The sequence below is a fragment of the Ruegeria sp. AL7 genome (assembly GCF_056536105.1).
On the sequence record NZ_JBQFJF010000001.1, the window covers coordinates 1,498,762 to 1,516,125 of the forward strand.

General features: G+C 61.1%; 16 protein-coding genes. 15 read left to right on the top strand and 1 reads right to left on the bottom strand.

Annotated features, from left to right (window positions below; translation table 11 throughout):
- Position 1: 1 nt before the first annotated feature.
- From cobN to cobJ, 5 genes are read left to right on the top strand one after another with little or no spacing between them, the layout of a single operon-like run.
- Positions 2–3,295 (top strand): cobaltochelatase subunit CobN, encoded by a 3,294-nt coding sequence (gene cobN / locus ACR3E2_RS07455; protein WP_480484223.1) that lies wholly within the window; start codon positions 2–4, stop codon positions 3,293–3,295.
- A complete protein-coding gene (locus ACR3E2_RS07460) occupies positions 3,292–4,413 on the top strand; it encodes a cobalamin biosynthesis protein CobG (protein ID WP_480484224.1) in 1,122 nt (373 codons plus the stop codon). The genes cobN and ACR3E2_RS07460 overlap by 4 nt, the downstream gene beginning before the upstream one ends.
- The gene (locus ACR3E2_RS07465; protein ID WP_480484225.1) at positions 4,413–5,042 is read left to right on the top strand and encodes a precorrin-8X methylmutase; all 630 of its coding nucleotides are present in this window, start codon (positions 4,413–4,415) and stop codon (positions 5,040–5,042) included. The genes ACR3E2_RS07460 and ACR3E2_RS07465 overlap by 1 nt, the downstream gene beginning before the upstream one ends.
- Positions 5,039–5,767 carry a precorrin-2 C(20)-methyltransferase gene (locus tag ACR3E2_RS07470; protein WP_480484226.1) on the top strand — a complete coding sequence of 243 codons (729 nt, stop codon included), beginning with the start codon at positions 5,039–5,041 and terminating at the stop codon, positions 5,765–5,767. Before ACR3E2_RS07465 ends, ACR3E2_RS07470 begins: the two co-directional genes overlap by 4 nt.
- A complete protein-coding gene (gene cobJ / locus ACR3E2_RS07475) occupies positions 5,764–6,528 on the top strand; it encodes a precorrin-3B C(17)-methyltransferase (protein ID WP_480484227.1) in 765 nt (254 codons plus the stop codon). Before ACR3E2_RS07470 ends, cobJ begins: the two co-directional genes overlap by 4 nt.
- Here the strand turns inward: cobJ and ACR3E2_RS07480 are convergent.
- Positions 6,519–7,250, bottom strand: coding sequence for a cobalt-precorrin-6A reductase (locus ACR3E2_RS07480; RefSeq protein ID WP_480484228.1), 732 nt, complete (start codon positions 7,248–7,250; stop codon positions 6,519–6,521). The two genes, cobJ and ACR3E2_RS07480, sit on opposite strands and share 10 nt — an antisense overlap.
- On the opposite strand from ACR3E2_RS07480, the gene cbiE reads away from it, so the two are divergent.
- The 10 genes from cbiE to ACR3E2_RS07530 all read left to right on the top strand — a co-directional run bounded on the left by cbiE (position 7,249) and on the right by ACR3E2_RS07530 (position 17,340).
- Positions 7,249–8,448, top strand: coding sequence for a precorrin-6y C5,15-methyltransferase (decarboxylating) subunit CbiE (gene cbiE, locus ACR3E2_RS07485; RefSeq protein WP_480484229.1), 1,200 nt, complete (start codon positions 7,249–7,251; stop codon positions 8,446–8,448). The two genes, ACR3E2_RS07480 and cbiE, sit on opposite strands and share 2 nt — an antisense overlap.
- Positions 8,445–8,813: a cobalamin biosynthesis protein gene (locus tag ACR3E2_RS07490; RefSeq protein WP_480484230.1), complete on the top strand. Its 369-nt coding sequence runs from the start codon at positions 8,445–8,447 to the stop codon at positions 8,811–8,813. Before cbiE ends, ACR3E2_RS07490 begins: the two co-directional genes overlap by 4 nt.
- Positions 8,810–9,604, top strand: coding sequence for a precorrin-4 C(11)-methyltransferase (gene cobM, locus ACR3E2_RS07495; RefSeq protein ID WP_480484231.1), 795 nt, complete (start codon positions 8,810–8,812; stop codon positions 9,602–9,604). Before ACR3E2_RS07490 ends, cobM begins: the two co-directional genes overlap by 4 nt.
- Positions 9,591–10,913, top strand: coding sequence for a cobyrinic acid a,c-diamide synthase CobB (locus tag ACR3E2_RS07500; RefSeq protein WP_480484232.1), 1,323 nt, complete (start codon positions 9,591–9,593; stop codon positions 10,911–10,913). The genes cobM and ACR3E2_RS07500 overlap by 14 nt, the downstream gene beginning before the upstream one ends.
- Entirely contained in the window at positions 10,910–11,638 is a 729-nt protein-coding gene (cobA, locus tag ACR3E2_RS07505; RefSeq protein WP_480484233.1) for a uroporphyrinogen-III C-methyltransferase, read from the top strand. Before ACR3E2_RS07500 ends, cobA begins: the two co-directional genes overlap by 4 nt.
- On the top strand, positions 11,631–12,374 hold the full coding sequence (gene cobF / locus ACR3E2_RS07510; protein WP_480484234.1) for a precorrin-6A synthase (deacetylating): 744 nt from the start codon (positions 11,631–11,633) through the stop codon (positions 12,372–12,374). Before cobA ends, cobF begins: the two co-directional genes overlap by 8 nt.
- Positions 12,375–12,461: 87 nt before the next feature.
- Positions 12,462–12,920 carry a DUF302 domain-containing protein gene (locus ACR3E2_RS07515; RefSeq protein ID WP_480484235.1) on the top strand — a complete coding sequence of 153 codons (459 nt, stop codon included), beginning with the start codon at positions 12,462–12,464 and terminating at the stop codon, positions 12,918–12,920.
- A gap of 79 nt (positions 12,921–12,999) precedes the next feature.
- Positions 13,000–14,619 (top strand): thiamine pyrophosphate-binding protein, encoded by a 1,620-nt coding sequence (locus tag ACR3E2_RS07520; protein WP_480484236.1) that lies wholly within the window; start codon positions 13,000–13,002, stop codon positions 14,617–14,619.
- Complete coding sequence (locus ACR3E2_RS07525; protein ID WP_480484237.1) at positions 14,606–15,790, top strand: CaiB/BaiF CoA transferase family protein; 1,185 nt, start codon at positions 14,606–14,608, stop codon at positions 15,788–15,790. Before ACR3E2_RS07520 ends, ACR3E2_RS07525 begins: the two co-directional genes overlap by 14 nt.
- Before the next feature lie 179 nt (positions 15,791–15,969).
- Complete coding sequence (locus ACR3E2_RS07530; RefSeq protein WP_480484238.1) at positions 15,970–17,340, top strand: tetratricopeptide repeat protein; 1,371 nt, start codon at positions 15,970–15,972, stop codon at positions 17,338–17,340.
- Positions 17,341–17,364: the final 24 nt, after the last annotated feature.

Below are 17,364 nucleotides of genomic sequence, written 5' to 3' on the forward strand. Positions count from 1 at the left end.
CATGCACGTCGTCTTTCGCGAAAGCCACGGGCTCGAGGAAACCGAGACCCCAACCGATCTGGGCCAAAGCCCGGGTGATCTGGTTGTGCTGTCCTTTTCCGACAGTGACCTGGGCGCTTTCGCGGCGGGCTGGCATCGCGGCGGCGGGCCTGAGGGGCGGATGCCCACGATGCGGCTGGCCAATCTTGCGGCGCTGAAGCACCCTCTGTCCGTCGATACCTATGTCGAACAGACACTTGAGGGCGCAAAGGGCATCCTGATCCGTCTGATAGGTGGCGTGCCCTATTGGTCTTACGGGCTGCAACAGGTTCTGGCACTGGCGCAAGCCAAAGGCATCGCGTTAGCCGTTTTACCGGCGGATGGGCGTGAAGACACTCGGTTGGATGAGTATTCGACCCTGCCCCTCTCGACCCTGAGGCGGCTGGCACATCTGTGTGACACCGGCGGCGAAGTCGCCGCGCAGGCCGCATTGGCCCAGATGGCCTTGGCAGCAGGGCTTTATGCCGGGCCAGTGATGGGCGCGAAAACCCTGCCCGAATGCGGTGCGTGGTGTCCAGATCAGGGTGTCGTCCCGGTGGGTTCCGCATTCCAGAGCGATACGAAACGCATCCTTGTCACCTTTTATCGCGCGTATCTGACATCCGCAGACACCGCCCCGGTCGCGGCCCTGATCCGCAGCCTGCGCGCCCGCGGGCTTCAGGCGGTGGGTCTGTTTGCCCCGTCGCTCAAGACCCCAGCCGCTGCCGACTGGCTCAGGGAACAGGTCGTCGCCTTGCGACCGTCGGCGATCATCAACGCCACTTCATTCTCGGGCAAGGGCGCGTCCGGCACGTCGCCTCTGGACGCAGCGGATGTGCCGGTGTTTCAGGTCGCTCTCGCCACCTCGCGACGCAAGGCCTGGGCGGAGGCCGAACGCGGCCTGTCACCCGCCGACCTCGCCATGCATGTGGTATTGCCCGAAGTGGACGGGCGAATATCGGCAGGCGTTGTCTCTTTCAAAGAACCGGGCAAGCGCGATCCGCATTTGGAATACTCGCGTTTTGCGCATCGGGCCGAGTCGGACCGGATCGAGGCGATCATCGATCGGGTATCGGGCTGGCTTGCCCTGAATGACAAACCCAAGGCAGACCAGATCCCCGCGTTGGTACTGTCCACATATCCCGGCAAAGACTGGCAAATGGCCCATGCGGTTGGTCTCGACGCGCTGGCCTCGGCTGAGGCGATGCTGTCTGATCTTTGCGGTGAAGGCTACGACATCGCGGCTGGCGATCCGGTTGCCGACGCACTCTTGGACGCCCGGATATCGTGGCCGCTTGAGGATTATCTGAGCGCACTCGCTGAATTGCCCCAAACCCTGCGCACCGATCTGCACACCGTATGGGGCAATCCTGAGCAAGACCCAACTTTCACTCAGGGTGCGTTTCACTTCACGGCTTTGCGACGCGGCAAGGCGCTGGTCGCACTGCAACCAGAGCGCGGAACACCCGAACTGCGTGATGACGACTATCACGACCTTTCGCGTACCCCGCGCCATAGCTATGTCGCCTTCTATTTGTGGCTGCGCAAAGGTCTTGGCGCGGACGCGCTGATCCATATCGGTGCGCATGGCACACTGGAATGGCTGCCCGGCAAATCGGTCGCCCTATCAGCAGACTGCTGGCCCGAGGCGCTGATCCGTGACCTGCCGGTGATCTACCCGTTCATCGTCAACGACCCAGGTGAGGCCGCGCAGGCCAAGCGCCGGATCGGCGCGGTGACCCTGGGCCACATCCCGCCCCCCATGAAAGAAAGCGGAACGCCTGACCGGATGGTGCGACTGGAAGCCCTGCTGGACGAGTTCTCAAACGCGGACGGCCTTGACCCCAGACGCCGTGACCGGTTGCAGGAAGATATCCGGGATGAGGCGCAAGCCATTGGGCTGGAGCACGATCTGGGCCTGAACCAGGCCACCAGCACCGCGGAAGCAATCACGCGCATCGACCGCTTTGTCTGCGATATCAAAGAAAGCCAGTTTGGCGACGGGCTGCACGTCTATGGGCGTGTTCCGGATGTGATCGGCAGTTTCGACCCAGCCCCATCCGCCCATGCCGAACGCAAGGCACTGATCAATGCGTTGGCTGGCAAGCGGATCGAGGCTGGCCCGTCCGGCTCGCCCTATCGGGGCCGCTTTGACGTGCTGCCGACCGGGCGAAACCTTTACACCACCGATCCGCGATCTGTGCCCACCCGCGCAGCTTACACGCAAGGCGTGAAACTGGCCGAGGAACTGGTACGGCGGCACTTGCAGGAGGAAGGTGATTACCCGAAAGGGCTGATTGTCGATCTGTGGGGATCGGCCACCATGCGCACTGCGGGCGAAGAATTCGCCATGGCCCTGCACCTGCTGGGTGTAAAGCCGGTTTGGGACAAGGGATCCGAGCGGGTTTCGGGTATCGAAGTTTTACCCATCACCGACCTGAGCCGCCCGCGTCTGGACGTCACCCTGCGGGTTTCGGGCTTGTTTCGCGATGTGTTCCCCACATTGTCAGCCCTTTATGGTCAGGCGGTTCGGGCTTTGTCAGAGCGTGATGAAGCGACCGACTGGAACCCCTATGCCGGTCACGCCCCGGCTACGCGGGTGTTTGGCCCGGCACCCGGCAGTTACGGCCTGAACATGACCCATCTGTCCGAGACCTATACGGACGAGGCGCGCGCCCAAGCCGGGGAGGCATGGCTTGAGGCCAGTTCGTACGCGCTGGAAGGTGAACACATCGCGCAGGACAAAGCGGGAATCACGGATCGTGTCGCCAATGCCGACAGTTTTGTTCACCTCCAGGATCTGACGGAAACTGACCTGCTGCTGGCCAACGACTATGCCACGCATGAAGCCGGTTTTGCCGCCGCCAAAAAGGTCGCTGGGGGCACCGCTCAGCTTTACCATCTGGACAACACCAACCCAGATAATCCGCGCGCCCGGACTCTGCCGGAAGAAATCAGCCGCGTCGTTCATGCCCGCGCTGCCAACCCCGGCTGGATTGCGGGGATGCAGCGCCATGGTTTTCGCGGCGCCGCCGAGATTGCTGCGACGCTGGATCACATGGCCTCTTTTGCGCATCTGTCCGGAACCGTCGCTCCGCATCTGTTTGATCTCTACCACGAAGCCACATTGGGCAATGAGGCCGTTGATGCCTTTCTGCAAGAGGTCAACCCGAAGGCCCATCAGGCCATGCAAGACAGGTTCCGTGCATTGCTGGAAGCGGGGCTTTGGAACACACGCCGGAATTCGATCCGGGCCGATTTGGAGGGTTTGGGATGAGTGCACCTATCGTTCAAGGCTGGTGTCCCGGCGCGCATCGTCCGATGATGTCAGGCGACGGGCTGGTCGTGCGGGTCCGTCCGCGTCTGGCGCGACTGAACGCCAGGCAGGCTATTGGTTTGTGCGAACTGGCTGAACGGTTCGGCAATGGCACCATCGACCTGACCAATCGTGCCAACCTGCAACTGCGCGGCGTGGATGAGCGCGACCACCAGCCGTTGCTTGTGGAACTTGCAGCGCTGAACTTGCTTGATGCGGAACCCGGCATCGAAGTACGCCGCAATATTCTGGTTACACCGCTCTATCAGGCGGGCGATTTGACCGCGCGGCTGACACAGGAGTTGATTGATCGACTGGCCGAATTGCCTGCTCTGCCCGCTAAGTTTGGTTTTGCCATAGATACAGGCCCGAAGCGCCTGTTGGCCTCGGATTCTGCAGATATTCGTCTGGAGCTGGGTGCCGGCGGTCCGATCCTGCGCGCCGACGGCTGCAAAACCGGGCGGTCTGTGACCGAGGATAACGCCATTGACAACGTGATCGCATTGGCCCTGTGGTTTTCTGAGACTTACACGGCCGAGACACGTCGCATGGCGCGGGTCACCCACGCGTTGCCACAGGAATGGCAGGGATTTGCCCCCGGTCCTTTCGGTGAAAAACTGCAACCCGGCCCCTGTGAACTGGGTGCTCTCTACGGCGCGGCTTTCGGCTCGCTGCCTGCGCACAAGCTTTGTGAACTGATCGAAGCCAGCGGCGCTTCTGCCTTGCGTGTCACACCGTGGCGGCTGATCCTGCTGGAAGGCGGGGCGGCGATACCCTCCCCGGATTTCGTCATGGACGGAGCCGATCCGATGATGACAACCGACGCCTGCCCCGGCGCGCCGTTCTGCCCGCAAGCGCAGGTGGAAACCCGCGACATCGCCCGTGCATTGGCTCGACGCATTCACGGTCGTCTGCATGTCTCGGGCTGCGCCAAGGGGTGCGCCCATATGGGCCCGGCCGAGATCACAGTGGTCGGCAACAACGGGCGATTTGATCTTGTCAAACAGGGCCGCGCGGGGGATGAGCCCAGCCAACGCGGGCTCGACCCGGAAACACTCATGACTATGGACTTCACCTGATGCCCTATACATACGAAACTGATGGCGCGGCGATCTACAAGGAAAGCTTTGCCACCATCCGGTCCGAGGCTGATCTGGCCCGCTTTGATACCGATGAAGAGCAGGTCGCCGTTCGGATGATCCACGCCGCCGGCATGGTCGGGCTGGAGGAGTTTGTACATTTCTCACCCGGATTTGTGCAGGCCGCACGCACGGCGCTGGAAAACGGCGCGGCGATCCTGTGTGACGCGCGCATGGTCAGCGAAGGTGTGACCCGCTTCCGTCTGCCTGCCGACAACCAGGTGATCTGCACCCTCCATGACGAACGCGTGCGCCCTCTGGCCACCAAGATGAGCAACACCCGTTCTGCCGCTGCGCTGGAATTCTGGCGTCCGCATCTGGAAGGTGCTCTGGTCGCCATTGGAAACGCGCCCACCGCGCTGTTTCACTTGCTGAACATGCTGGAAGACCCGGATTGCCCGCGCCCTGCTGCGATCATCGGCTGCCCGGTCGGATTTGTCGGAGCGATGGAATCCAAAGATGCGCTATGGCAGGCGCAACCGGTGCCGTCCTGCATTGTCAAAGGTCGTCTGGGCGGCAGCGCCATCACCGTGGCGGCCATCAACGCCATTGCAAGCCGGGCAGAATGAAGATGGGCACCATATACGGTGTGGGCCTTGGCCCCGGCGATCCGGATCTGATGAGCGTCCGGGCTGATCGCCTGCTGCGCAACGCCAAGCATGTGGCATTCTTTCGCAAACCGGGTCGCAGCGGTCAGGCCCGCAAAATCGTCAACGGGATGATCCCCGAAGGCGCGATTGAATTCCCGATGGAATACCCTGTGACCACCGAGATCCCGGTCACCGATCCGCGTTATAACGAGTTGCTGGCCGCATTCTATGAAGAGTGCACAGCGCACCTTAAGACGCTGTCGGAACAGGGCGAGGATGTGGTGGTCCTGTGTGAGGGCGATCCGTTTTTCTACGGCTCGTTCATGCATCTTTACAATCGGTTGCGTGACGAAGCTCCGGTCGAGGTTGTGCCAGCCATCACCGGCATGTCCGGTGCGTGGACGGCCACGGGCGATCCGATCACATGGGGCGATGATGTGCTGACCGTGCTGGTCGGCACCCTGCCCGAGAAAGTTCTGGCTGAACGCATGGCGCAGACAGATGCTTTGGTCGTGATGAAAATCGGGCGGAACATCGACAAGGTGAAACGCGCGCTGAAAACCTCTGGTCTGTATGACCGCGCATGGATTGTCGAATACGCGCAAATGCCGAATCAGACGGTGACAAAATTGTCTGAGGCCTGCGAGAAGATTACCCCGTATTTCTCGATCATCGTTGTTCATGGTCAGGGGCGCCGACCATGAGCGGATGGGTCAAGATCGCAGGCCTTGGTCCGGGGGACGAGGCGCTGGTCACCCCCGAGGTTACAGCGGCTTTGGCCGACGCCACCGATGTGGTGGGCTACATCCCTTATGTAGCCCGCGTGGCCGACCGACCCGGCCTGACCCTGCACGCCAGTGATAACCGGGTTGAAATCGACCGCTCGCAACACGCGCTGCAAATGGCCGTCGAAGGCAGGCGGGTGGTTGTTGTGTCCTCGGGCGATCCCGGTGTGTTTGCAATGGCTGCCGCTGTGTTCGAAGCGTTGGAGAATGGCCCAACAGAATGGCGTGACATTCAGATAGATGTGCTGCCGGGGATCACCGCGATGCTGGCCGCATCTGCCCGCGCGGGCGCTCCGATGGGGCATGATTTCTGCGCCATCAACCTTAGCGACAACCTAAAGCCTTGGACGCTGATCGAAAAACGCTTGCGCTTGGCTGCGCAAGCCGATTTTTCGATGGCCTTCTATAATCCCCGCTCGAAGTCTCGCCCGGAAGGCTTTGTAAAGACACTGGAAATCCTACGCGAAGAATGCGAGCCCGAGCGGGTGATCCTGTTTGCGCGCGCCGTGTCACGAGCGGATGAGGTGATCCGGGTTTCTACTCTGGCCGAGGCCACGCCCGAGATGGCGGATATGCAAACCGTGGTTATTGTCGGTTCGTCGCGCACCCGGGTCATCGAACGCAAAGGCACGCCGATCGTCTATACGCCACGCTTCACCCCGGTCGAGGATCAGGGATGAGACACCCAGTCCAGCACCTGTGCGACAGTCGAAAGCTCGGTCCGCTTTGGCAGAACAGGGCGCTCGATCATAAGCACTGGCAGGCCCAGCGCCCGCGCTGCGTCCAGCTTGGCGCGCGCGCCCAAGCCGCCCGCGTTCTTGGACACTACAAGTTGCGTCCTGTGTTGCTGCATCAATGCGCAGTCATCGGCTTCTGCAAAAGGACCCCGGGCCACGACAACCTGCGCCAAAGGAAAAGGCACGCTGTCAGGCTCGTCCACCAGACGCAGCAGGTAGTGATGCTGGGGCTGGGCTGCAAAGTCTTCAAGATGCATACGCCCGACAGCCAGGAACACACGCTGCGGATCACCTGCAAGCGCATCGACGGCGGCAGTGATATCGGGCACGCGGTGCCAGACATCGCCGGGTTGCAGCTTCCACGCCGCGCGGGTCAAGGCGGCCAGTGGAACCTGAGTTGTGTGACATGCCTCAATCGCGTTCCGGCTCATCTGCGCCGCAAATGGATGGGTCGCATCCACGACATGGGTGATCGCGTTTTCACGGATGTAGTGGGCCAGACCTTCCGGGCCGCCAAACCCGCCAACTCGCACCGGCAACGGCTGCGGACGCGGGGTTTCCACCCGTCCCGCATAAGAATACACAGCCGCAATCCCCTGTTCCGCAACAGCTTTGGCCAGAGCGTTGGCCTCGGTCGTGCCGCCAAGAATCAGGAGGTTGGGCATGTCTGAATCTCCGTGGCTGACCGTTTTGGGATTGGGCGAAGATGGGCTTGATGGCCTGTCGCCTGCAAGCCGTCAAGTGCTGGACCGGGCCGAAGTGATCATGGGGCCGCCTCGTCACCTGTCGCTGCTGCCGGAAAACGAGGCTGAGCGGGTCGAATGGCCGGTGCCGTTCTCGGACGGATTGCCGATCCTGAAAGGCCTGCGCGGACGGCAGACGGTGGTTCTGGCGTCAGGTGATCCGTTCTGGTTTGGCGCGGGGTCCGTCATCGCGCGTAACTTTGATGCCAAAGAGTGGACCGCCCTGCCCGGCCAGTCTACATTTTCGCTGGCCGCCGCGCGGCTGGGCTGGCCTTTGGAAAGCACGCTGACCTTTGGCCTGCACGCTGCGCCTTTGACCCGATTGCGGCCGCATCTGGCCCCGGGACTTCATGCCATTGTGCTATTGCGTGACGGCAAGGCAGTTGCTGAACTGGCGACATATCTTAGCGAAACCGGATTTGCCGACAGCGCGTTGCATGTGATGCAGGCCCTCGGCGGCCCGCGTGAAAGCGTCCAGACAGTGAGCCTGACCGAAGCTTTGCTGGGAACCTTCGATCATCCCGTCTGCGTCGGGTTGGAAGTGACCGGCACTGGGCGGGGACTGTCCAAGGCCTCGGGCAGGCCAGATGATCTTTTTGAAACCGACGGCCAGATCACCAAACGCCCGATCCGGGCGCTGACCCTGTCCGCATTGGCGCCACAGAGAGGTGAGCATCTGTGGGACATTGGCGGTGGCACCGGCTCGATCAGCATCGAATGGCTGATGTGCGACCCGACCATGACCGCCACCAGTATCGAACCCCGTGCCGACAGGGCCGAACGCATTCGTCGCAATGCCGACGCGCTGGGGCAGGATCGGTTACAAGTTGTCCACGGTACCGCACCCGAAGCGCTGGCCGGATTGCCCCTGCCGGACGTGGTTTTCATCGGCGGTGGGCTCAGCACTAGCCTGCTGGCGTGGCTTCGCGATGCCTTGCCCGCTGGCACCCGGTTGGTCGCCAATGCGGTAACGCTGGAAAGCGAAGCCCTGTTGGCGCGATGGCACGAAGACCTGGGCGGAGACCTTTTGCGGATCGAACTGGCACATTCTGCACCGCTCGGACCGCGGCGCGGCTGGAAGGCTGCCTATCCAGTCGTACAGTGGAGCGTGACGCTATGATCGTGGCAGGTTTGGGCTTTTCATCAGACGCGACGACAGACAGTTTGCGCGCCGCCTATGACGCGGCAGCGGCCAGCCATGATGTCCAAGCTCTGGCGACGGTTGCCGACAAAAGCGGCCACTCTGCGCTGGTGGCCTTTGCGGAAAGCCTTGCTCTTCCGCTGCATTTCGTGGCGGCTGCCGATTTGGCCGGACAACGCACCCTGACATGCTCTAACCGCAGCCGCGCCACTTATGGCACCGGCAGCGTTGCCGAAGCATCGGCCCTTGCCGCCGCCGGGTCCGGCGCGCGGCTGCTTTCACCCAGACACATTTCGGACGACCGGCTGGCCACCTGCGCCATCGCCATCGGAGGACAAACATGACCGTTCATTTCATCGGCGCCGGACCGGGCGCTGCAGACCTGTTGACATTGCGCGGGCGCGACATCATCGCCTCGTGCCCTGTGTGCCTATATGCCGGATCACTGGTGCCCGAGGAAATTCTGAGCCACTGCCCCAAAGACGCAAAAATCATCAACACTGCGCCCATGGATCTGGACCAGATCATGGCCGAGATCGAAGTCGCGCATAAAGCGGGTCAGGATGTGGCGCGGCTGCATTCGGGCGATTTGTCAGTCTGGTCGGCGATGGGCGAACAGATCCGCCGCCTTAAAGAAATGGGCATTCCGGTCAGTGTGACCCCTGGCGTACCATCCTTTGCCGCCGCCGCAGCGGCCCTGGGCGCCGAACTGACCCTGCCGGGACTGGCGCAATCGGTGGTTCTGACCCGGACGCCGGGGCGCGCGTCATCCATGCCCGAAGGTGAAACGCTGGTGAATTTTGCCCGTACCGGCGCGACTTTGGCTATTCATCTGTCAATCGGCAATCTGGACAAGGTTATCGCAGACCTGATCCCGGCTTATGGCGCCGATTGTCCGGTGGCCGTTGTGTATCGCGCAAGCTGGCCGGATGAAAAGATCATCCGCGCAACGCTGGAAACCCTGAAAGGGTCGCTGGACGAAAGCATCTCGCGCACCGCTTTGATCATGGTCGGCCCCGCGCTGGCCGGTGAGGGATTTGACGAAAGCTGTCTTTATTCCAGAGATTACGACCGCCGCTATCGCCCGCAAAGTGCCGACAGCCCTTGGTCAAGCTGGAGCCATGGTGATGACTAACCCTCCGGGTATTCTGATTTCAGCACCATCTTCGGGTACCGGCAAGACGACGGTCATGCTGGGCCTTTTGCGCGCGCTGGCCGAAGATGGCCTGACCGTGCAACCCTTTAAAAGCGGGCCGGATTATATCGATCCCGCCTTTCACCGGGCGGCTGCCGGGCGGGCTTCGTTCAATCTGGACAGCTGGGCAATGACGGATCCCCTGTTCAGCGCTATTTCCGCTCAGGCTGAAGGCGCTGACATTGTGGTGGCCGAGGGCTCGATGGGTTTGTTCGACGGTGTCGCAAAGCCCGGCGAAGTTGGACACGGTTCAAGCGCCGAGACCGCCCTGCGCATGGGCTGGCCCGTTGTGCTTGTGTTGGATGTGGGCGGGCAGGCACAATCAGCGGCGGCAACGGCGCTGGGGTTCAGGATGTACAATCCTGACCTGCCCTTTGCCGGAGTGATCCTGAACCGATGCGCCAGCCCCCGCCATGAACGCCTGACCCGTCTGGGGATGGAGCGCGCGGGCCTGCCTGTTCTGGGCGTCCTGCCCCGGCGTGGTGATTTGACCCTGCCCGAGCGGCATCTGGGACTTATTCAGGCGGTCGAACATCCCGATCTGGAAAGCGCCATTGTAGGTTATGCCGCGTTCTTGCGAGAACATGTGGACCTTGACGCAATCAAGCGGGCGGCTTCCTCAGGCCCCGGCGGGCCATCGTCAGCCGCGCTGCCGCGCCCCCCCGCCCAGCGGATCGCGCTGGCCCGCGATGCCGCCTTTTCCTTTACCTACCCCCACCTTTTGCAGGGGTGGCACGATGCGGGTGCCGAGATCTTGCCTTTTTCCCCCTTGGCGAACGAACCTCCGGCGGCGGATGCCGATCTGGTCTGGCTGCCCGGCGGGTACCCCGAATTGCACGCCGGAACATTGGCAGCGGCCACCACCTTCCTGAGTGGTTTGCGAAAACATGCGGAAACAAAGCCGGTGCACGGAGAATGCGGCGGCTACATGGCACTTGGTCAGGCGCTGATCGACAAGGACGGCGTGCAACATGAAATGGCCGGCTTGCTGGGGCTCGTCACATCCTACCAGAAGCGCAAGTTCAATCTTGGCTACAGAAAAGCCGAGTTGTTGGCCCCCATGCCCGGCTTTGCCAAAGGCGCAGCCTTGCGCGGGCACGAGTTCCACTATTCCTCGATCGTGGATCAACCGGACGCCCCATTGGCACGCGTGTTTGACGCCGAAGGGGAAGAAGGTCCGCAAACCGGATCACTGCGTGGCAATGTCACTGGCACGTTCTTTCACCTGATTGCGGAGGCGTCGGCATGAGCGGCTTTGTTTCTTTCATCGGCTCTGGCCCCGGTGATCCGGAACTGCTGACACTCAAGGCGGTGGACCGGATGCAAAAGGCCGATGCGATCCTGTTCGACGATCTCAGCAGCGGCCCGATCCTGAGCCATGCGCGCGACGATGCGGATCTGGTTGGCGTCGGAAAGCGGGCCGGTCGTCCGTCCCCCAAGCAGGACCATGTCAGCCGGTTGTTGGTGGATTACGCGCAGTCCGGTCAGCATGTGGTGCGCCTGAAATCAGGCGACGGCGGTATGTTCGGACGGCTTGAGGAAGAGCTTGTCGCCCTGCGCACAGCCGGAATCGCCTATGAGATTATTCCCGGCGTCCCCTCAGCAGTGGCAGCGGCAGCGGCCGCAGGCATTCCATTGACGCGCAGGCTCACGGCCCGGCGGGTCCAGTTCGTGACCGGCCATGACGTCAGTGGTGAGTTGCCCGACGACCTGAACCTCAAGGCGCTGGCCGATCCACAGGCCACGACCGTCGTTTTCATGGGCAAGCGCACCTTTCCCCTGCTGGTCGAAGCCCTGCACACGCAAGGATTGCCGTTGGATACTCCGGCGCTTATGGCCGAATCCGTCTCGACCCCCGACCAAAAGCTGCAACGCGCCACGATTGGCGCGCTGGCAGAGCAGCTGAGAACCGAGATTGGCAAAGCACCGGCGCTGATCCTTTATGGTCCGCTGGCGGAGTTCGACGATGATTGATCTGAGCTTGATCGGTATCGGTACCGGCAATCCGGATCATGTAACGTTTCAGGGCGCGCAGGCGATCCGGGCGGCGGATTTGATCCTGATTCCACGCAAGGGGGAAAACAAGGCTGATCTGGCCGGGCTGCGTGAAGCGATCATCGAGCGTGTCGCCGAAACGCCGCCGCAGATTGCCTATTTCGATATTCCCCAGCGCCAGGCCGACGATGGCTACCTGCGCGGTGTCGATGAATGGCACGACACCATCGCCCTGCGCTGGCAAGCGGCCATTGCCGCGCATCCAGAGGCGCAGCATGTCGCGCTGCTGATTTGGGGGGATCCGTCCCTCTATGACAGCTCACTGCGCATCGCTGCCCGGTTGAACCCGCAACCCAATACCAAGGTTATCCCCGGCATCACCGCCTTGCAGGCGCTGACCGCCGCCCATGCGATCCCGATCAATGATCTGGGCGCGCCCTACGTTGTCACAACCGGTCGTCGTATCCGGGATGAAGGCTGGCCTGATGCGGCCTCGAACGTCGCTGTGATGCTGGACGGCGAATGCTCGTTCCAAACCCTTGATTTGGCAGATTATGACATCTGGTGGGGCGCCTATGTGGGTATGAAAGAAGAGGTTCTGATCAGTGGCCCGCTGGATGAGGTTGCGCAGAATATCCTTGAGACCCGGGCGAAAGCCCGCGCCGAACATGGCTGGATCATGGATATCTACCTGTTGAAGATGCGGCGGAAGTAACGCACGGGCACATGAACACGGGTTTGTGATGTCGCGGGTCGGTCAGGTCTGGCACACAGGGTGCACCTCAATACAGGAGACGTGACAATGAAAGCCCTCATTCCCTTGCTTTGCCTGATCGCTTTACCCGTTTGGGCGCAGGACGTTCCGGCCGGATGGGCTGTGTTTCCTGCGGACAAGACCTACTCGGAACTGGTCGATGCAACCAAGGTTGCGATCAAGGACAACGGATTGATAGTGGTGACGCAGGCTGGACCCACCAAGGCAGCTGCGGCGCGCGGGATCACCATTCCGGGCAATCTGGTGATTGGCGCGTTCAACAACGATTACGCCGTAAGGGTGCTGGAAACCTCTACCAATGCGATGATCGAAGCACCGATCCGTTTCTATGTCACCGAGAACGAGGACGGAACCGCAACCCTGTCTTACAAGACCCCCAGTTTCGTGTTTGACCCTTACATGGCGGAAGGCGGGCAAGCCTTACAGGACATTGCCGCGGAACTGGATAAAACCTTTCAATCCGTCGCTGAAGACGCAGTCAAATAGTCACACTGACGTGATCCGCCTTGCGTCTGGTGGCGTCCTCCGCAATCTGCTTCGAAACGGTTATCTCGGAGCATGACTGATGCAGGACCCCACGCCGCGCGCCGCCGATCTTCTGGCCCAACGCCTGTACGAAGCGGGGTGCCGCCACGCCTTTGGAATGCCGGGGGGTGAGGTCCTGACACTGGTGGATGCGCTTGAAAAGGCGGGCATCACCTTTCATCTGACAAAACATGAAAACTCGGCCGGATTCATGGCCGAGGCCGTGCATCACCGCGACGGCGCGCCTGCGATTCTGGTCGCCACTTTGGGTCCGGGCGCGATGAACGGCATCAATGTGGTGGCCAATGCGTTGCAGGACCGTGTTCCGATGATCGTTCTGACCGGTTGCGTCGATGCGGACGAGGCGCTGACCTATACTCATCAGGTCATGGATCACAGCCAGGTTTACCGTTCCATCACCAAGGGCACGTTCACACTGACGGCCAAGGGCGCGGATATCATCGCAGACAAGGCGGTGTCACTGGCCACACAGCCGCGACCGGGCCCGGTCCATATCGATGTTCCGATCTCGGTCGCCGATACGCCAGTGACTGGTGTGAAACGCCGCCGTCTGGCCAAGGTCGCGCCTGTCAGTCCCAATGGTGAATGCCTTGAAAAAGCCCGGCGCTGGGTGGCTGAGGCCGAGCGCCCCATCGCCATTATCGGTCTCGATGTCCTCTATGACGACTCGCGCAGTGTGGTGCAGGCGTTTTTGGAACATTTCGGAATTCCATTTGTGACCACCTACAAGGCCAAGGGTGTTGTTCCCGAAGATCACCCTTTGTGTCTGGGCGGCGCTGGCCTGTCGCCATTGGCAGACAAGCACCTTGTCCCATTGGTCGAACACGCCGATCTGGTGCTGTGTCTGGGGTATGACCCGATCGAAATGCGCCCCGGCTGGCGCGAAATCTGGGACCCCGAAGAAAAGCGCGTCATCGATATATCCGCGGTGATCAATGACCACTACATGCATCAGGCGGGTCTTAATCTGGTGGCCGACACGGGCGAGACGCTGGAGGCCATCGCCAAGGGAAACCCTGCCCGCGCAACGTGGCCGGGTGGTGAGCCCGCGCAGGTCAAATCTGCTCTGGCACAGGCCTTTCCCACTGATGAGGACTGGGGGCCCGCAGCGGTCATCGCCGAAACGCGCGCTACCCTGCGCCCCGAAACGCTGGCAACCGCCGACAGCGGCGCGCATCGCATTCTGCTGAGCCAGATGTGGGACTGCAGCGAGGAACGTGGGCTGATCCAATCCTCGGCGCTCTGCACCATGGGCTGTGCTGTCCCAATGGCCATTGGTCTGAAACTGGCCGAGCCTGACCGCCCGGTGATCAGCTTTTCGGGTGATGCCGGGTTTCTGATGGTCGCCGGGGAATTGTCGACGGCGGCTGAAATGGGCGGCAATCCGATCTTTCTTGTCTTCGTTGATGCCAGCCTTGCCCTTATCGAGTTGAAACAGCGGCAGCGGCAAATGGGCAAGAATGGCGTGGATTTCGGTCACCATGACTTCGCGGCCATGGGCCGTGCATTTGGTGGGAACGGCCACACTGTCCGCAACCGGGCAGAGTTGCGTGCAGCACTTGAAGCTGCTGTAAAGGCCGAGACATTTACCGTCATCGCCGCTGAAATCGACCGTGGAGGATACGATGGCCGCATCTGAGGGCCCGCTGAAGGGCGTCAAGGTTCTGGACCTCAGCCGTATTCTGGCCGGGCCGACCTGCACGCAGTTGCTGGGTGATCTGGGCGCAAGCGTCATCAAGATCGAAAACCCTGCCACCGGGGGCGACGACACACGGCAATGGGGTCCGCCCTATGTCACCGATGCCGACGGCAACCGCTCGGACCTGAGCGCCTATTTCATGTCAGCGAACCGAAACAAGAAATCCGTGGCGCTGGATATCGCGACTGAGAAAGGTCAGGCGGAAATCCGACGGCTGGCCTCACACGCGGATATTCTGATCGAGAATTTCAAACCCGGCGGTCTGGCGAAATACGGGCTGGACTATGCCGCCCTGTCGCAGGAATTCCCCAGCCTCGTTTACTGCTCGATTTCGGGTTACGGCCAAACAGGGCCGAACGCCAGCAAACCCGGCTATGACCTGATGGCGCAAGGTTATGGTGGGATCATGTCCCTGACCGGCGACCCGGAAGGCGCGCCGATGAAAGTGGGGGTCGGCATCGCTGATGTGATGTGCGGAATGTATGCAAGCGTTGGCATTTTGGCCGCGCTGCGCCACCGCGACCTGACCGGTGAAGGCCAGCAGGTCGATCTGGCACTTGTTGATTCTCAGATCGCATGGCTGATCAACGAGGGCGTCAATTACCTGACTTCAGGCGACGTTCCGCAACGCCGTGGAAACGGGCATCCCAACATCGTGCCTTATGACGTTTACGAGACATCCGATGGGCATGTCATTCTGGCGGTTGGAAATGATGGCCAGTTCAGAAAGCTCTGCGGTTTCCTGGGACAACCTGAACTTGCCGACGACCCCAGATTCGCGACCAACCCGGCGCGACTGGAACACCGTGATGCGCTGAACGCCATTCTTCGGCCCGCTGTTCAAGGTCTGGATACGCGATCCGTGATTTCCGGCCTTGAAGACGTGAAAGTGCCCGTAGGTCCGGTACAGACGCTGGATCAGGTTTTTGATACGGAACAGGTGGCAGCACGAAAAATGCAGATTTCGATGCAGGCCCAGCCCGGTGTGGTGAACCTGATCGGGAATCCCCTGAACCTGTCACGTACGCCTGTAACATATCGCAGCGCGCCACCCACCTGCGGGGCGGACACTGACTGGGTATTAAACGCTGAAAACCCGTTCGACGATTGAAACACTTGCACAACTAGGCGGCAAGTTGCTGAAACATGCCTTTGAATCGGCGGATTTTTTCGACTTTTTCACACACGACATTTCACCAATTCGAGAGCGGGGTCGATACTGATACGCCGCTCTCGCACACTCTGTTACATCAAACAGTGTCAAATACCGCAATCAGATTGGACCCAAGTATGAAACAAGACGTTTTTGGACAGATGAACACCTTGGCGCAGCCGGAAGCTGTCGAAGCCTGGAATGGTGTTCTGCTTGGGTTCATGGCACATGCCGCGGTTACGCCCCAACATCTGGGCAAAGTGTTGGAGCTTGAGCCCGATTTTGCTTTGGGCCATGCCGTTAAAGGCCTGTTCATGGCCCTTCTCGGTCGACGAGAGATGATGGCGGTTGCGGTCGAGGCTTTGGCAGCAGCCAATGCTGCGATGAAACGGCAGCCCGTCTCGACGCGCGAGCGGCTGTTTGTCGATGCATTGGGGCTGTATCTGGCGGGCCAACTGACACAGGCGGTGCAAAAGTTCGAAGCGGTCCTGCGCGACCATCCGCAGGATACGTTGGCGATGAAACTCAGCCATGCGACCCGTTTCGTTCTGGGGGATCCGAATGGAATGCGCCGCTCGATCGAACGGGTGATGCCTGCTTACGAACCCGATCACCCCGGTCGGGGCTATCTGCTGGGCTGCCATTCCTTCGCGCTGGAAGAAACCGGAGCCTATGAAAAGGCCGAAATCGCGGGACGTCAGGCGCTTTGGATGGTGTCCGACGATGCCTGGGGTCTGCACGCGGTGGCCCATGTCCATGAAATGACCGGCAACGCGCAGTTGGGCCTTGACTGGCTGGCCGGGCGCGAGGCTGCCTGGGCCCATTGCAACAACTTCCGCTATCACGTCTGGTGGCACAAGGCCCTGATGCATCTGGATCTGGGTCAGGTCGATCAGGTGATGGACCTGTATGACAACCACGTCCGCAAGGACAAAACCGACGATTACCGCGACATCTCGAACGGCACTTCGCTGCTGATGCGGCTTGAATTAGAAGGCGTAAATGTTGGAAATCGCTGGGAAGAACTGGCTGACCTGAGTGCCGCGCGCACCGAAGACGGCTGCCTGATCTTCGCCGATCTGCATTACCTTTTGGCACTGACAGGCGACAATCGCGTCGACGCCACAGCCAAAATGCTGAACCGCATGAGCAAGGATGCAGCGCGTGCCAATGACGACACCACCCGCCGTATGGCTGATCCCGGTGTCGCGGCCGCCATGGGCCTTGAAGCCTTTGGTGACGGCCATTATGGCACGGCATTTGATCACCTGTTGGCAGCGCGCGGTTCAATGCAACTGGCTGGTGGCAGTCACGCGCAACGTGATGTATTTGAACGCATTACCATCGATTCCGGGCTTCGGGCCGGTCGTCTTGATGCGGTTGAACGCATTCTGGATGACCGTCGCGCCAAGCGCGCCGGGGGTGAAGACAATTATGCCATCGCGCGCCGCGCCCTGATTGATGCGGCACGCGACGGCGGAGACATGCAAAGCGTCCCCGCCGAATAACAAGACGACCAAGAAGGACAGAGA

Coding starts and splice junctions, on each gene's coding strand:
- cobN (WP_480484223.1), top strand. CDS start 2: ATGCACGTCGTCTTTCGCGAAAGCCACGGGCTCGAGGAAACCGAGACC.
- ACR3E2_RS07460 (WP_480484224.1), top strand. CDS start 3,292: ATGAGTGCACCTATCGTTCAAGGCTGGTGTCCCGGCGCGCATCGTCCG.
- ACR3E2_RS07465 (WP_480484225.1), top strand. CDS start 4,413: ATGCCCTATACATACGAAACTGATGGCGCGGCGATCTACAAGGAAAGC.
- ACR3E2_RS07470 (WP_480484226.1), top strand. CDS start 5,039: ATGAAGATGGGCACCATATACGGTGTGGGCCTTGGCCCCGGCGATCCG.
- cobJ (WP_480484227.1), top strand. CDS start 5,764: ATGAGCGGATGGGTCAAGATCGCAGGCCTTGGTCCGGGGGACGAGGCG.
- cbiE (WP_480484229.1), top strand. CDS start 7,249: ATGTCTGAATCTCCGTGGCTGACCGTTTTGGGATTGGGCGAAGATGGG.
- ACR3E2_RS07480 (WP_480484228.1), bottom strand. CDS start 7,250: ATGCCCAACCTCCTGATTCTTGGCGGCACGACCGAGGCCAACGCTCTG.
- ACR3E2_RS07490 (WP_480484230.1), top strand. CDS start 8,445: ATGATCGTGGCAGGTTTGGGCTTTTCATCAGACGCGACGACAGACAGT.
- cobM (WP_480484231.1), top strand. CDS start 8,810: ATGACCGTTCATTTCATCGGCGCCGGACCGGGCGCTGCAGACCTGTTG.
- ACR3E2_RS07500 (WP_480484232.1), top strand. CDS start 9,591: ATGGTGATGACTAACCCTCCGGGTATTCTGATTTCAGCACCATCTTCG.
- cobA (WP_480484233.1), top strand. CDS start 10,910: ATGAGCGGCTTTGTTTCTTTCATCGGCTCTGGCCCCGGTGATCCGGAA.
- cobF (WP_480484234.1), top strand. CDS start 11,631: ATGATTGATCTGAGCTTGATCGGTATCGGTACCGGCAATCCGGATCAT.
- ACR3E2_RS07515 (WP_480484235.1), top strand. CDS start 12,462: ATGAAAGCCCTCATTCCCTTGCTTTGCCTGATCGCTTTACCCGTTTGG.
- ACR3E2_RS07520 (WP_480484236.1), top strand. CDS start 13,000: ATGCAGGACCCCACGCCGCGCGCCGCCGATCTTCTGGCCCAACGCCTG.
- ACR3E2_RS07525 (WP_480484237.1), top strand. CDS start 14,606: ATGGCCGCATCTGAGGGCCCGCTGAAGGGCGTCAAGGTTCTGGACCTC.
- ACR3E2_RS07530 (WP_480484238.1), top strand. CDS start 15,970: ATGAAACAAGACGTTTTTGGACAGATGAACACCTTGGCGCAGCCGGAA.